We start from the raw sequence: 14370 nt of genomic DNA on the forward strand, positions 1-14370 counted from the left end.
AAAGGCGCCACATCATAAACAATGCCTTGAAGAAGCACTGACGGGATTCAATTTGTATCATCCGTAACTGTTTTATAGTCGATAACAAATACCGTACGCCAAGTGCGCGATGGGGCATAAAATTCATTTCTCATCCCGAAATGGGGGCTGTACGCCGGTCCGGCCGATGGACCGGTCTTTCAATTGCGCACACCATGCCACACGCCCTGATTGTCGAAGACGATCCCAATAGCTTATCCGGCCTGACCGCGCTCCTCGCCGCGGACGGTTTCTCGGTCGATACGGCCACCTCGCTCGCCGAGGCCCGTGGCGCCCTCGCCCGCTCGATTCCCGACGTCGTCCTCGTCGACCTGAACCTGCCCGACGGCAGCGGCTTCGACCTGCTGCAGAACCTGCCGCAACAGCAGCCGAACGGCTCGCTGCCGGTGATCGTGCTGACCGGCAACGCGACCGTCGAAAGCGCGATCGAGGGGCTGCGGCACGGCGTCTGGGATTACCTGCTGAAGCCAGTCAACATCCCGCGGCTGCGCAGCCTGCTCGCGCGAATCCCGCGCCCGTACGAACTGATCGAGGAAGTGCAGGCGCTGCGCGCGTCGCTGCGCCGCCTCGGCCGCTTCGGCTCGCTCGTCGGGCGCAGCGACGCGATCCAGCACGTCTACGACATGATCGAGCACAACGCGCGCACCGAAACCGCGGTGCTGCTGTGGGGCGAGCCCGGCACCGGCAAGGAGGCGGCCGCGCGCACGCTGCACGGGCTGAGCCGCCGCCGCAAGGGCCCGTTCGTCGCGTTCGACTGCCGCGCCGCCGTGCAATCGCCGCGCAACATCGAGACCAACGGCCGCGCGATCGAGAGCATGCTGCTCGGCCGCGAGCGCGGCGCGTACACGGGCGTCGAGCGGCGCGACCCCGGCCTCTTCGAGCAGGCGAGCGGCGGCACGCTGTTCCTCGAGGAAATCACCGCGCTGCCGCTGTCGCTGCAGGAGGCGCTGCTGCGCGCGCTCGATTCGCAGAATTTCATGCGCGTCGGCGGCACGACGGAAATCGCGAGCGACTTCCGGCTGATCGCGACGACGCGCCGCCCCGCGCGCGAAGCGGTCGCGAACGGCACGCTGCGCGAGGATCTGTGGCTGCGCCTCGACGCCGCGTCGATCGGCCTGCCGCCGCTGCGCGAACGCGACGACGATGTCGTCGTCATGGCCGAGGCGTTCGTCGACGACCTGAACCGCGACGCGCGCGCGGCGGGCCTGAACATCACCGACAAGCGGATCGCGCCCGGCTTCATCCGCGAATGCCTCGCCTACGACTGGCCGGGCAACGTGCGCGAGCTGCAGGAGCGCGTGCGGACCGCGTACGACCAGTCGGGCGACTTCATCGATACGCTGCGCGCGGGCGACGCGTATCCGAAGCCCGGCGCCGCGCTGAACGGCAGCAGCGTGCAGGTGCGCGTCGGCATGCCGCTCGCCGACGTCGAGGATCTGCTGATCCGCGCGACGCTCGACGCGGTCGGCGGCACGCGCCACCGTGCGGCGACGCTGCTCGGCATCAGCCCGAAGACGCTCTACAACAAGCTGCAGCGAATGAAGATCGGCTGACGTCCGGCCGACGTCGACGCGAAGGCGGCCGCACGCCGCCTTCGCCCCGCGTTCGCCCGTTTCAAGTCAGGCGAACGCGCTGCGCAGGAGTTCCTGCGCATTCAGATAACGCGGCTCGCGCATCAGCTTGCGCCATTTGAGCGCCTTGCCGCGCGGCCGCATCTGCTTGATCCGCTGCAGCGATTCACGCGATGTCGTCGTGCGCAGCGCGTCGAGCACCCGTTCCGCCGCATCCGGCTGATTGCAGACGAGCACCATGTCGCAGCCCGCATCGAGCGCCGCCTGCGCCGCCTGCGCGAGCGTGCCGCCTTCGCGCGCGGCCTCCATCGACAGATCGTCGCTGAACACCGCGCCCGGAAAGCGCAGCCGGCCGCGCAGCACGTCCTGCAGCCACACGCGCGAGAAGCCCGCCGGCTTCGAGTCGACCTGCGTATAGATCACGTGCGCCGGGATGACGGCCGCAAGCGACAGCCCGAGCCAGTCGTACGGCGCCGCGTCGTTCGCGAGGATATCTTCGAGCGGGCGGTCGTCGGTCGGCAGCGCGACGTGCGAATCAGCCTGCGCGAAGCCGTGACCGGGAAAATGCTTGCCGCAGTTCGCCATCCCGGCGAGCGCGAGCCCGTGGTTGACGCTCTTCGCGAGCAGCGCGACAACGCGCGGATCGCGATGGAACGCGCGATCGCCGATCACCTTCGAGCGGCCGTAATCGAGGTCGAGCACGGGCGTGAAGCTCATGTCGATGCCGCACGCGCGCAACTCGGACGCGAGCACGTAGCCGAGCGCGGTCGCCGCCTTCGTCGCGCGCAGCACGTCGTGGTCCCACAGCTCGCCGAGCCGGCGCATCGCCGGCAGCACGGTGAAGCCGTCGGTGCGAAAGCGCTGCACGCGGCCGCCCTCGTGATCGACCGCGATCAGGATGTCGTCGCGGACCGCGCGGATCGCGTCGGTCAGCGCGACGAGCTGCGCGCGGCTTTCGAAGTGGCGCGCGAACAGGATCACGCCGCCCGTCTGCGGATGCGCGAGACGGCGCGCGTCGTCACGCGTGAGCGTCGTGCCGACGACGTCGAGCATCACCGGACCGGGGGTCAGTTTCATCGAATCAGCGTCCTTGCGGAGAATGGATCAGGAAGCGGCGCCCGAGCGTGCGGCGACGACGTCGTCGGGCGCCTCGGCGACGACGAACGTGACCGCGTAGTCGCGCTCGTCGCTCACCGTCACGCGCGCGGTGATGCCGCGCGCATCGAGCCACGCGGCGAGCTCGCCCGACGCGACGACGTAAGGCTCGCCGCTCGGCCGGTTGAGCGTCTGCAGCGCGCGCCATGTCATCGGCCAGTGCATGCCGAGGCCGATCGCCTTCGAGAACGCTTCCTTCGCGGAAAAGCGCGTCGCGAGAAACGCGATGCCGCGCGCCTCCGAGCGCGCGCGCCGCGCGTGGAACACGCGCAGTTCGTCGGGGCCGAGCACCTTCGCGGCGAAGCGCCCGCCCGTGCGCTCGAGCACGGCGGCGATGCGGCTCACCTGAGCGAGATCGGTGCCGATGCCGTAGATCGCCATGCGCGTCAGCGGCCGCCGTGCAGCGCGGCGACGCGCGCGGCGACCATGATCGCCTTCATCTCGCGCACCGCGTTGTCCCAGCCCGCGAACACCGCGTGCGCGACGATCGCGTGCCCGATGTTCAGCTCGGCGATGCCGGGCAGCGCGGCGATCGCCTGCACGTTCGTGTAGTGCAGTCCGTGGCCCGCGTTCACCTTCAGCCCGAGCGCGATGCCGGCGTCGACGCCCGTCGCGATCCGCTCGAACTCGCGCTGCTGCTCGGCCGCGTCGTGCGCGTCCGCATAGCGGCCGGTGTGCAGCTCGATCACGGGCGCGCCCGTCTCGTGCGCGGCGCGGATCTGCGCGTCGTCCGGATCGATGAAGAGCGACACGCGCACGCCCGCGTCCGCGAGCTGCTTGCACGCGGCGCGTACCGCGTCGAAGTGCCCGACGACGTCGAGGCCGCCTTCCGTCGTCAGCTCCGAGCGCTTCTCCGGCACGAGGCAGGCGTCGTGCGGCCGGATCTCGCACGCGATGTCGAGCATCTCCGGCGTCACCGCGCACTCGAGATTCATCCGCGTCTTCACGAGCGGACGCAGCGTGCGCACGTCCGCGTCGACGATGTGCCGGCGGTCTTCGCGCAGATGCAGCGTGATCGCGTCGGCGCCGGCATCCTCGGCGGCGAGCGCCGCGCGCACGGGGTCCGGATAGGCGGTGCCGCGCGCGTTGCGCAGCGTCGCGACGTGGTCGATGTTCACGCCCAGTTCGATGGCGGTAGGCGTCGTGAGGAAGAAGCTCATAGGTTTTGCAGGTCGATCAGGATCTGACGCGTGGCGAGCGGCGTGCCGCCCAGATAGGTGTTGAGCAGAAAGCGCATCAGCGTCTTGCTTTGCGCAACGGTCTGCGCCCGATGGTAATCGTCCTCTTCCATGTCGAGCAACGTCTGGCCGGCGATCACGGGCCAGTGCGACGGCACGTCGCTGCCCGCATCGCACACGCCGCGCTGCGGATCGAACACGTAGAGCCTGCCGGGCTCGACCGCGCGCCGCGCGACGGTGCGCTTCAACGTCATCGCATAGCCCGTCTCGCGCAGCAGCACGCGCTCGAACGAGCGCAGCACCTGCACGGGCGGCTCGCCGTGCGCGAGGCGCGTGAGCGTGACGAGATAGTGCTGGAAGAGCGGCGGATGCGGATCTTCGCGCGCGCAGAACTTGACGAGCAGCTCGTTCACGTAGAAGCCGCACAAGAGCGCGTCGCCCGCGAGCGGCAGCATGCCGCCCACCCATTCGGCGCCCGTCAGCGTGCGCAGCTCCGACTTGCCGGACCACGACAGCGACAGCGGCTGGAACGTCTGCAGCACGCCGCGCAGCGCCGAATGCGGGCGCTTCGCGCCCTTCGCGACGAGCGCGATGCGGCCGTGGTCGCGCGTCAGCACGTCGACGACGAGGCTCGTCTCGCGATACGGATAGCTATGCAGCACGAACCCCGGCTGCTCGGCGATCCGGAATTCGGACGTGCGCGGCGCGGCGCGGCGCGGCTTGCGCGCCGGCTTGCCGGCGTCCGGCGCGGGCGGCGCGATCGGGGGTTGCGGGTCGGCGTCGGCCTCGTCGGTCATCCCGACATCGGACGTCCTGTCATTCGTACCCATAGGCGCGCAGCCCCGCTTCGTTGTCCGCCCAGCCGCTCCTCACCTTGACGAAGGTCTCGAGATAGACGGGGCCGTCGAACAGCTTCTCCATGTCCTGCCGCGCCTCGGTGCTGATCTGCTTGAGCTTCGCGCCCTTCCTGCCGATCACCATCGCCTTGTGCGAATCGCGCTCGACGAGGATCGTCGCGAACACGCGCGTGAGCCGCCCCTCCTCCTCGAACTTGTCGATGACGACGGTGCTCGTGTAAGGCAACTCGTCGCCCGTCCAGCGAAACACTTTCTCGCGCAGGATCTCGGCCGCGAGGAAGCGCGAGCTGCGGTCGGTCAGGTCGTCTTCGCCGTAGATCGCGTCGCCTTCCGGCAGATACGGCTTGACCGTGTTCATCAGCCGCTCGATGTCCTCCGGATGCTTCGCCGACAGCGGCACGATCTCCGCGAACTCGCGCAGCTCGCCCATCTTCTGGAAGAACGGGTACAGCGTGCCCTTGTCGGATACGCGGTCGAGCTTGTTCGCGACGAGGAGCGTCGGCGTGCCGGGCGGAATCAGGTCGAACACCTTCTGGTCGTCGGGGCCGAAGCGGCCCGCCTCGATCACAAACAGGATCGCGTCGACCGACGTCAGCGTCGACGTCACCGCGCGGTTCAGCGACCGGTTGAGCGCGGTGCTGTGGCGCGTCTGGAAGCCGGGCGTGTCGACGAAGATGTATTGCGCGTCGTCGAGCGTGCGGATGCCGGTGATCCGGTGGCGGGTCGTCTGCGCCTTGCGCGACGTGATGCTGATCTTCTGGCCGACGAGCGCGTTCATCAGCGTCGACTTGCCGACGTTCGGACGGCCGACGATCGCGATCATGCCGCAACGGAAACCGGTGGGAGCGGGTGCGTTCATATCAGGCTGCTGCTGGGTTCGGAAGCGGCCGCGCGACCGTGCGCGACCGCGATGTCGATTGGGACGATGTCAATGCCCCGCGTCGGCGACGCGCACGGGCGCGGCGGCCAGATCGGGCTCGGCGGTGGCGGACGACGACGCGTCGCGCGCGCGCGGCGGCCGGTCGGCCGTTCCCGCGGAGACGCGCACGGCGGCGTCCGGCTTTTCCATCGGCTTTTCCGCCGATTTCTCCGGCGACGGCTTGTCGCTCGCCTTCTCCGGCAGCTTGTCGGCCGTCGAAGCGGATTTTTCGGCCGGCTTCGACGCGCGCGGCTCGCTCTTGTCGGCGCCGTGCTCGACGTGCGCCGCGCGGATCACCGCGACGGGCGTGGCCGCGGGCGAACGGGCGGCCACGTCGTCGGCCTGCGCAGGCACGACGGGCGAAGCGGCCGCGTGGGTCTGCGCACCGGCCTTCGCGTCCGCCGAGGCTCTTGCCTCGGGCGTCTTCGCCTCGGCCGCCTTCGAGTCATCCGCGCAGGACTCCGCAGCCTTCGGCTCGCCATGCTTCGCGTCGCCCGACTTCGGGTCGGCCACGGCCTTCGGATCGACCGCCTTCGGCTCGGCGCCCTTCGCTTCGTCGCCCGCCACGCGGCTCGCGCCGCGCTCCTTGCGGTCCGGCGAACGCAGGTCGAGCGCCTCCTGCACGCCCTTCACGCCCGGCACGATCTCCGGCTCCACATGCTTCGCGCCGCGCGCGCTCTTCGAGCGCTTCGGCTTCGCGGCGAGCATCGGCGCAACCGCCATCACCTCGTCGAGCGCCTTCTTCGCGGCGGCCTGCTCGGCCGCGCGGCGGCTCGCGCCCGAGCCGGACACCTTGATGTCCAGCTTCGGCACCGTGCACTCGACTTCGAATTGCTGATTGTGCGCCGCACCATGCGTCGCGACGACGGTATAGGTCGGCAGCGCGATCTTGTGGCCCTGCAGGTATTCCTGCAGCAGCGTCTTCGCATCCTTGCCGAGCGTGCGCGGATCGATGTGGTCGAGAATCGGCACGTACAACCGCTTGATGACCCCTTGGGCGGCTTCGAAGCCGCCATCGACGAACACCGCCCCGATGATGGCTTCGAATGCGTCCGCGAGGATCGACGGTCTTCGGAATCCGCCGCTGCGCAGCTCGCCTTCGCCGAGCCGCAGGCCGTCCGAGATATTGAGGGCCTGAGCAATTTCGTACAGCGACTGCTGCTTGACGAGATTCGCCCGCACGCGCGACAAATCGCCTTCGTCCAGCTTGCCGAAGCGCTGAAACAAAAGGGCGGCCACCGCGCAATTCAGAACGGAATCGCCGAGAAACTCGAGCCGTTCGTTATGCGTGGCACTGTGACTGCGATGGGTCAAAGCCTGGCGCAACAATTCCGCATTGCGAAATTCATAGCGCAGCCGGCTTTCCAACTGGGATAAGGGCATGGACAGGAGTATAACGCGGGCGCCGCTTCGGTCGGGAAACGCGGCCTGGCGCGAAAAGGCGTGACGAGGCGGCATTGCCGCTGGTTCTTAAAGTGGTTCGGCAACACGCCTCGCAGCCCGTGCGCGGCGTGTCGCAACGTTCGGCGCGGCTAGTTGAACGAGCCGATGCGTTTGAGCTCGCTGAAGTTCATCCAGATGAAGAACGCGCGGCCGACGATGTTCTTGTCCGGCACGAAGCCCCAGTAGCGGCTGTCGGCGCTGTTGTCGCGGTTGTCGCCCATCATGAAGTAGTGGCCAGGCGGCACCTTGCAGGCGACGCCGCGGCTGTCGTACTGGCAATTGTTGCGATACGGATAGTCGTCCGCGCCCATCACGAACGGCGGCACCGACGGATTGTTCAGAATCGCGTTCTTGCGCGCGCCGAGCGTTTCTTCGAACTGCTTCGCGTAGTTCATCCGCTCTTCGTCGAAGTAGTCCGGCAGCGGCGTCTCGGGCACGGGCTGGCCGTTGATCGTCAGCTTCTTGTCCTGATACGCGATCGTGTCGCCCGGCAGGCCGATCACGCGCTTGATGTAGTCGACCGATTCGTCCTTCGGATAGCGGAACACGACGACGTCGCCGCGTTCGAGCGGACGGCCTGCGGTGATCTTCCGGTTCGTGATCGGCAGACGCAGGCCGTAGTCGAACTTGTTGACCAGGATGAAATCGCCGACGACGAGCGTCGGCACCATCGAGCCCGACGGAATCTTGAACGGCTCGACGACGAACGAGCGCACGACGAACACGACGAGAATCACCGGAAAGAAGCTCGCGGTGTATTCGAGCCACCACGGCTGGCGCAGCTTCTCGTCACGCAGCCGCGCGCGCGTCTGCGGCGCGTTCTCGTCGGCGAAGCGCTCGCCGATCCGCTCCTGCTGGCGGTCGAACTCGGCGACCGCCGCGTCTGCCGCCTTCTTCCGCTGCGGCAGGAAAACCAGCTTGTCCAGCACCCACGCAATGCCCGTCAGCACGACGAGCACAAAAAGGATCAACGCAAAATTCATAAAGGATCAGTCCTGTTATTTGTCTTCGACTCGCAAGATCGCCAGGAACGCCTCCTGCGGGATCTCGACCGAACCCACCTGCTTCATTCGTTTCTTGCCTTCCTTCTGCTTTTCGAGCAGTTTCTTCTTGCGCGTGATGTCGCCGCCATAGCACTTCGCGAGCACGTTCTTGCGCAGCGCCTTGATGTTCTCGCGCGCGATGATGTGCGCGCCGATCGCCGCCTGGATCGCGACGTCGTACATCTGGCGCGGAATGATCTCGCGCATCTTCGCCGCGACTTCGCGGCCGCGATACTGCGACTGCGAACGGTGGACGATGATCGACAGCGCATCGACCTTGTCGCCGTTGATCAGCATGTCGACCTTCACGACGTCGGACGTCCGGTATTCCTTGAACTCGTAGTCCATCGACGCGTAGCCTCGCGACACCGATTTCAGCCGATCGAAGAAGTCGAGCACGATTTCCGCCATCGGGATCTCGTACGTGAGCTGCACCTGCCGGCCGTGATACTGCATGTTGATCTGCGAGCCGCGCTTCTGCTCGCACAGCGTGATCACCGAGCCGACGTAGTCCTGCGGCATGTACAGGTTGACCGTCACGATCGGCTCGCGGATCTCGGCGATCCGGGCGGGCTCCGGCATCTTCGCCGGGTTCTCGACCCTGATCGTCGTGCCGTCGCTCTGCACGACCTCGTAGACCACGGTCGGCGCGGTCGTGATGAGGTCCATGTCGAACTCGCGCTCGAGCCGCTCCTGCACGATCTCCATGTGCAGCAGCCCCAGGAAGCCGCAGCGGAAGCCGAAGCCGAGCGCCTGCGACACTTCGGGCTCGTACTGCAGCGACGCGTCGTTCAGCTTCAGCTTCTCGAGCGATTCGCGCAGCGCGTCGTACTGGTTCGCCTCGACGGGATAGAGGCCCGCGAACACCTGTGGCTTCACTTCCTTGAAGCCCGGCAGCGGCTCGGGCGCGGGCTTCGTCGCGTGCGTGACCGTGTCGCCGACCTTCGCGGCCGTCAGTTCCTTGATGCCGGCGATGATGAAGCCCACCTGCCCCGCCGACAGCGATTCGAGATTGCGCGACTTCGGCGTGAACACGCCGACGTGCTCGACCGAATACAGCGCATCGGTCGCCATCAGCTTGATCTTTTCCTTCGGGCGCAGCGTGCCGTTGACGATGCGCACGAGCATCACGACGCCGACGTAGTTGTCGAACCATGAATCGATGATGAGCGCCTGCAGCGGCGCATCGGGATCGCCCTTCGGCGGCGGCACCTTCGCGATCAGCGATTCGAGCACATCCTCGACGCCCAGGCCCGTCTTCGCGCTGCAGCGCACCGCATCGGTCGCGTCGATGCCGATCACGTCCTCGATCTCGGCGATCGCGTTCTCCGGGTTTGCGGCCGGCAGGTCGATCTTGTTGAGGACGGGCACCACTTCGACGCCGAGCTCGATTGCCGTGTAGCAGTTCGCGACCGTCTGCGCCTCGACGCCCTGGCTCGCGTCGACGACGAGCAGCGCGCCTTCGCACGCGGACAGCGAGCGGCTCACTTCATACGAGAAGTCGACGTGCCCCGGCGTATCGATGAGATTCAGGTTGTAGACCTTGCCGTCGCGCGCGCGATAGGTGAGCGCGGCGGTCTGTGCCTTGATCGTGATGCCGCGCTCGCGCTCGAGATCCATCGAGTCGAGCACCTGCGCTTCCATCTCGCGGTCGGACAGGCCGCCGCAAAGCTGGATGATGCGATCCGCGAGCGTCGACTTGCCGTGGTCGATGTGCGCGATGATCGAGAAGTTGCGAATATGATCCATTCAGTGCCGATCAAGCGAAAAAGGCGCGCTCGACGACCGCAGAGCACGCCTTGTAAGTCGGTGAAAAAACGGCTTATTTTAGCCGAAAAGGCCCGCCAGGGGCGGCATTTTGGACGTCCGGACATGCACCGGCCGGCGACCTGCGGCGCGATCGTTCGAAGTGCGCGGCGAGTCGTCGGGCGCGAGCGGCGGCGAGACCGCCGCGCTTCCTTTGGCGCGCTTCATCGCGCAGCGCTTCACGCCCCGCGCCGCGCGAGCGCTTCCCTGACCCGCGCCTCGTCGAACCGGTGCCGGCATACCTCGACACCGTCGAGCAGCAGCACCGGCACGTCCTCGTCATAGCGCGCGACGAGCGCCGGCTCCGCGTCGATGTCGACATAATCGACGCTCGCCGAGCATTCGGCCGCCACCGGCGCGAGCGCGTCGCGCATGTCGTCGCACAAATGGCACCAGCCGCGGCCGTACAGCGTGAAACGCGCGGCGCTCACTTCTGGCGCGGCCGGATCGGGATGAACTGCGTGTTGTCGCCGCGCCGCACGAGCACCGCGACCGCGCGCTGCGGATCGAGCTTCGACGTCACGTCGACGAACTGCTTCGCGCTCGTGATGTCGACGTCGCCGACGCGCAGCACGATATCGCCGCGCTGCAGCCCCGCGCGGGCGGCCGGCCCGTCGACCGCGTCGATCTGCACGCCGTTGCGCAGCTTGAGCGTCTTCAACTGATCGGGCGACAGGTCGCTGACCGTCAGGCCAAGCGCGCTGCTGCGCGGCTTCTGCTGCGGCGCCTGGCGGCTGTCGGCCTTCGCGGTCTTGTCGGCCGGGAATTCCGTGATCGTGATCGGCAGATCGCGCGACTGCCCCTTGCGCCACACCGTCACCGTCGCCTTCGTGCCCGGCTTCGTGTCGCCGACCATGCGCGGCAGATCCGACGCCGTTTCGACCGGACGGCCGTTGAACTTCAGGATGATGTCGCCCGGCTGCAGGCCGGCCTTGTCGGCCGGGCCGCCCGGCTCGACGCTGCTGACGAGCGCGCCTTCCGCCTTCGGCAGGCCGATCGAATCGGCGACTTCCTTCGTCACCTCGCCGATCGCGACCGCGATCCGGCCGCGCGTGACCTTGCCCGACGCCTTCAGTTGCTCGGCCACGCGCATCGCCTCGTCGATCGGAATCGCGAACGAGATGCCCATGAAGCCGCCCGTGCGGCTGTAGATCTGCGAGTTGATGCCGATCACCTCGCCCTGCATGTTGATGAGCGGGCCGCCCGAGTTGCCGGGGTTGACCGCGACGTCCGTCTGGATGAACGGCAGGTAGTCGCCGGTGTTGCGGCCCTTCGCGCTGACGATGCCGGCCGTGACCGTGTTGTCGAGGCCGAACGGCGAGCCGATCGCGACGACCCACTCGCCGACGCGCACGCGGTTCGAATCGCCGATCGCGACGGTCGGCAGGCTCGACGCGTTGATCTTCACGATCGCGACGTCGGTGCGCTCGTCGACGCCGATGAGCCTGGCCTTGAATTCGCGCTTGTCGGTGAGCGTCACATAGATCGTGTCCGCGTCGTCGACGACGTGCGCGTTCGTCATCACATAGCCGTCCGGCGACAGGATGAAGCCCGAGCCGACGCCGCGGTTCTGCTCGGTGTCGGGCGCCTCGGGCGTGCTCGGCGCGTTCTTCTGCCCGCCCGGCGGCTGCGGCAGCGGAATGCCGAAGAAGCGGCGGAAGAATTCCGACATGTCGCCGTTGTCGAGGCCGGGCGGCAGCGCGCCGCGCGTGTCGGCCGGCACGTTCGCCGTCGTCCGGATGTTGACGACCGCCGGGCCGACTCTCTCGACGAGGTCCGCGAAATCGGGCAGACCCGCGCGCGTCGTGGGCGCGGCGCCCGCTGCGGCGGGCGCGGTCGTGGCATTCGGAGCCGCCATCGCCGATTGCGCGGCAAGCGGCGTCAAGGCCGTCACCGCCGCGGCGACGAGCCAGGTGCGCAGCGAGGGATTCATCATGTCGGAAACCGAAAGGTTACTTGGAAGCCTTGTATTCTATGGCAGACGCGAACTGCTGCAACGTCGAGGGAGGCGCTTCGCCGAGAACCGTGATCCAGAAATCGCCGCGGCGCTTGACGAGCACGTGCGTCGCGCCCGTGCTGCCCGCCCCTTCCTTGCGGCTGTTCTTCTCGGCGGGTTCGATGAAGACCGAGATCGTCGCGAGGCCGTCGGTGAACACGGCCTGGTCGACGGGAATCGGCGGATCGTTCGCGTCGCGCGCGGCCATCGGGCGGCGCACTTCGCGGATCTTGCGGAAGCCCGCGACGGTCGGCGCGATCTGCCAGCCCTGCGCCTCGATGTCGACGGGCGAAACGGGCGGCCGCACGATGGTCCAGCCGCCGAGATTGCGCATGCCGGCCGCGATCGCGGTCTTCTGGCTCGGCGCAGCGGCGCCGAGCTGCAGTTGCGAAAAGGCGATCTGCTCGAGCACGCGATCGTCGGCGTCGAGCGTCTGCGAGCGCAGCAGAAGCCCCGTCTTCGCGTCGGTCCACAGCTTGTACGCAAAGCGGTACGCGTCCTTCGGCACGAGCTCGACGACCTGCGCGTCGAGGCCCGCGACGCGATCGCGCCCGAGCGACTTCGGCTCATAGACGGACAGCACCTGCTCGCCGCTCGCGCCGAGCAGCGCGGGAAACGAATCCTTGTTCTGGCGGCGCTCGACGACGCAGAGCCGCCGCTCGGGCACGAACGTGTAGAGATCGTCGTTGTGGCGCAGTAGCTTGCGCGGCTTGCCGTCGAGGCTTTCGACGCGCTCGTATTCGCCGTCGCCCTTCGTCGCGACATGAACGATCCGCGACGATTGCACGTACGCGCCGCGCTGATAGACGAACGTCCCTTCGTAGTTCTGCTGCTGCGCGGCCTGCTGGAGGCGATCGAGCCACTCGGCCGCCTGGCGCCGGGTGGCCACGGGATCGTCGGGTTGCTGCGCAGAGGCGGCGGACTGGACGGACAACAGCGCGGCCGCGCACAGCAACAGCGCCGGCAGCCGTCTCCAACCTAGGGGGGCTTGATTCAACTGCAACGTCCGCATCGAGTTTATTGGCCTTGCGTGGCGACGGCGGTACGAATGACCGGCATCGAACCCGTCACGACGGGCTGCTGCGCGAATTGCTGATGCGCTTCGAGATATTGATCGAGGCTCGCGTCGCGGATGATGTTCACGTCCTGCACGCCCGTCTGCGCGGCCGCCACGCGTTGCAGCGGGCCTTGCTGCGCGGGACTCACCGACGCGACCTGAACGGCGCCCGGCGCGCCGGCGCCCTGCATCTGCGGCACGACGATCCACGTGAGCGTCGCCGCGGCGGCGGCGACCGCGAACGCGGGCACGACGCGGCGGCGCAGCGCCAGCAGCCGGCGCGCGACAGGCGCGGCCGCGGGCGCGAGCAGGTGCGGCTCGGCCGCGAGGCTCGTCGAGAAGCGGGCCATGAACGCGCGGCTCTCGGCGGGCTCGAGCGTGAGCTCGTCGGAGCGCAGCGCGTCACCGATCACGTGATATTGCGCCCACGTCGCGCGCTCGGCGTCGGCGAGCCCCGCGAGAATCTGTTTCAGCGAAAGGCCCTCAGGCGCTTCGCCGTCGACCAGAGCGGACATGCGCTCGCGTTGCGAGCACGCCTGCGACTGCGTAGAGACCGACCCCATGATGCTCCCCATCTTGCACACCCCGTCGTGACACACGACTCCGTAACTAGACCCCAAGCCGCTTCGATTCGCCGCAGGCGCTCACCAGCGCCTGCCTTCCGGCGTATCGAGAAGCGGCCGCAATTTTGCCGCGATCGCCTCGCGGGCGCGAAAGATCCGCGAGCGGACGGTGCCGATCGGGCATCCCATCATCTCCGCGATCTCTTCGTAGCTCAGGCCTTCGATCTCGCGCAGCGTGATGGCCGTTCGCAACTCTTCCGGCAACAACGCCATCGCGGCGTTGACCGTCTGGGCGATCTGCTTGCTCATCAACATCGACTCAGGCGTGTTGATATCCCTTAGTTGGTCGGCGTCGGAGAAAGTTTCAGCCTCTTCGGCGTCCGCGTCGGTGGACGTGGGCGCCCGGCGACCCTGGGTCGCAAGGTAGTTCTTCGCCGTATTGACGGCAATCCGGTACAACCACGTGTAGAACGCCGACTCGCCGCGGAACTGCGGCAACGCGCGATACGCCTTGATGAACGCGTCCTGGGCCACGTCCTCGACCTCCGCGGGGTCCCGCACGAGGCGCGAGATCAGCCGGATGATCTTGCGGTGGTATTTGGAGACCAGGAGTTCGAACGCCGCCTTGTCGCCATTCTGTACGCGTTCGACCAGTGCCTGATCGATTTCTTTTTCACTCACCTGACAAATCCGTAAACGAGGGAAGCAACGCGGAGCGCTATTGTAACGTTCCCGCTCGAGCC

The 14370-nt window shown here is 67.6% G+C and carries 14 protein-coding genes; 1 reads left to right on the forward strand and 13 read right to left on the reverse strand.

The genetic code is table 11. From position 1 onward, the window contains the following. The first annotated feature begins 194 nt into the window (after window positions 1–194). Window positions 195–1592 carry a sigma-54-dependent transcriptional regulator gene (locus WS92_RS23385; RefSeq protein ID WP_009913159.1) on the forward strand — a complete coding sequence of 466 codons (1398 nt, stop codon included), beginning with the start codon at window positions 195–197 and terminating at the stop codon, window positions 1590–1592. Between the two features lie 66 nt (window positions 1593–1658). On the opposite strand, the gene nagZ is transcribed toward WS92_RS23385, so the two are convergent. The 13 genes from nagZ to rpoE all read right to left on the reverse strand — a co-directional run bounded on the left by nagZ (window position 1659) and on the right by rpoE (window position 14308). Further along, complete coding sequence (nagZ, locus tag WS92_RS23390) at window positions 1659–2687, reverse strand: beta-N-acetylhexosaminidase (RefSeq protein ID WP_059933972.1); 1029 nt, start codon at window positions 2685–2687, stop codon at window positions 1659–1661. Window positions 2688–2714: 27 nt separating this feature from the next. Beyond that, on the reverse strand, window positions 2715–3146 hold the full coding sequence (gene acpS / locus WS92_RS23395; protein ID WP_006025815.1) for a holo-ACP synthase: 432 nt from the start codon (window positions 3144–3146) through the stop codon (window positions 2715–2717). 5 nt (window positions 3147–3151) lie between these two features. Continuing rightward, window positions 3152–3925, reverse strand: a complete 774-nt coding sequence (pdxJ, locus tag WS92_RS23400) for a pyridoxine 5'-phosphate synthase (protein ID WP_006025814.1) — start codon at window positions 3923–3925, stop codon at window positions 3152–3154. Beyond that, window positions 3922–4740: a DNA repair protein RecO gene (recO, locus tag WS92_RS23405; protein ID WP_006025813.1), complete on the reverse strand. Its 819-nt coding sequence runs from the start codon at window positions 4738–4740 to the stop codon at window positions 3922–3924. The genes pdxJ and recO overlap by 4 nt, the downstream gene beginning before the upstream one ends. Before the next feature lie 19 nt (window positions 4741–4759). Then, entirely contained in the window at window positions 4760–5659 is a 900-nt protein-coding gene (gene era / locus WS92_RS23410) for a GTPase Era (protein WP_059933977.1), read from the reverse strand. A 69-nt stretch (window positions 5660–5728) separates the two neighbouring features. Next, entirely contained in the window at window positions 5729–7102 is a 1374-nt protein-coding gene (rnc, locus tag WS92_RS23415) for a ribonuclease III (RefSeq protein WP_059933979.1), read from the reverse strand. Between the two features lie 149 nt (window positions 7103–7251). Continuing rightward, window positions 7252–8145, reverse strand: coding sequence for a signal peptidase I (gene lepB / locus WS92_RS23420; protein WP_059933981.1), 894 nt, complete (start codon window positions 8143–8145; stop codon window positions 7252–7254). Window positions 8146–8160: 15 nt separating this feature from the next. After that, the gene (lepA, locus tag WS92_RS23425) at window positions 8161–9954 is read right to left on the reverse strand and encodes a translation elongation factor 4 (protein WP_006025809.1); all 1794 of its coding nucleotides are present in this window, start codon (window positions 9952–9954) and stop codon (window positions 8161–8163) included. Between the two features lie 236 nt (window positions 9955–10190). Continuing rightward, on the reverse strand, window positions 10191–10442 hold the full coding sequence (locus WS92_RS23430; RefSeq protein ID WP_006025808.1) for a glutaredoxin family protein: 252 nt from the start codon (window positions 10440–10442) through the stop codon (window positions 10191–10193). Next, the gene (locus WS92_RS23435; RefSeq protein ID WP_059933983.1) at window positions 10439–11947 is read right to left on the reverse strand and encodes a DegQ family serine endoprotease; all 1509 of its coding nucleotides are present in this window, start codon (window positions 11945–11947) and stop codon (window positions 10439–10441) included. Before WS92_RS23435 ends, WS92_RS23430 begins: the two co-directional genes overlap by 4 nt. Before the next feature lie 16 nt (window positions 11948–11963). Next, window positions 11964–13019, reverse strand: a complete 1056-nt coding sequence (locus tag WS92_RS23440) for a MucB/RseB C-terminal domain-containing protein (protein ID WP_015601294.1) — start codon at window positions 13017–13019, stop codon at window positions 11964–11966. Between the two features lie 5 nt (window positions 13020–13024). Then, entirely contained in the window at window positions 13025–13627 is a 603-nt protein-coding gene (locus tag WS92_RS23445) for a sigma-E factor negative regulatory protein (RefSeq protein ID WP_059933985.1), read from the reverse strand. Between the two features lie 81 nt (window positions 13628–13708). Further along, the gene (rpoE, locus tag WS92_RS23450; RefSeq protein ID WP_006025804.1) at window positions 13709–14308 is read right to left on the reverse strand and encodes an RNA polymerase sigma factor RpoE; all 600 of its coding nucleotides are present in this window, start codon (window positions 14306–14308) and stop codon (window positions 13709–13711) included. Between the last annotated feature and the right edge of the window lie 62 nt (window positions 14309–14370).

The sequence above is a fragment of the Burkholderia sp. MSMB1588 genome (assembly GCF_001546925.1).
GTDB classification, from domain to species: domain Bacteria; phylum Pseudomonadota; class Gammaproteobacteria; order Burkholderiales; family Burkholderiaceae; genus Burkholderia; species Burkholderia humptydooensis.

Excerpts from the sequence above, each read along its gene's own strand:
- WS92_RS23385 (WP_009913159.1), top strand. The coding sequence starts at position 195 with ATGCCACACGCCCTGATTGTCGAAGACGATCCCAATAGCTTATCCGGC.
- nagZ (WP_059933972.1), bottom strand. The coding sequence starts at position 2,687 with ATGAAACTGACCCCCGGTCCGGTGATGCTCGACGTCGTCGGCACGACG.
- acpS (WP_006025815.1), bottom strand. The coding sequence starts at position 3,146 with ATGGCGATCTACGGCATCGGCACCGATCTCGCTCAGGTGAGCCGCATC.
- pdxJ (WP_006025814.1), bottom strand. The coding sequence starts at position 3,925 with ATGAGCTTCTTCCTCACGACGCCTACCGCCATCGAACTGGGCGTGAAC.
- recO (WP_006025813.1), bottom strand. The coding sequence starts at position 4,740 with ATGACCGACGAGGCCGACGCCGACCCGCAACCCCCGATCGCGCCGCCC.
- era (WP_059933977.1), bottom strand. The coding sequence starts at position 5,659 with ATGAACGCACCCGCTCCCACCGGTTTCCGTTGCGGCATGATCGCGATC.
- rnc (WP_059933979.1), bottom strand. The coding sequence starts at position 7,102 with ATGCCCTTATCCCAGTTGGAAAGCCGGCTGCGCTATGAATTTCGCAAT.
- lepB (WP_059933981.1), bottom strand. The coding sequence starts at position 8,145 with ATGAATTTTGCGTTGATCCTTTTTGTGCTCGTCGTGCTGACGGGCATT.
- lepA (WP_006025809.1), bottom strand. The coding sequence starts at position 9,954 with ATGGATCATATTCGCAACTTCTCGATCATCGCGCACATCGACCACGGC.
- WS92_RS23435 (WP_059933983.1), bottom strand. The coding sequence starts at position 11,947 with ATGATGAATCCCTCGCTGCGCACCTGGCTCGTCGCCGCGGCGGTGACG.
- WS92_RS23440 (WP_015601294.1), bottom strand. The coding sequence starts at position 13,019 with ATGCGGACGTTGCAGTTGAATCAAGCCCCCCTAGGTTGGAGACGGCTG.
- WS92_RS23445 (WP_059933985.1), bottom strand. The coding sequence starts at position 13,627 with ATGGGGTCGGTCTCTACGCAGTCGCAGGCGTGCTCGCAACGCGAGCGC.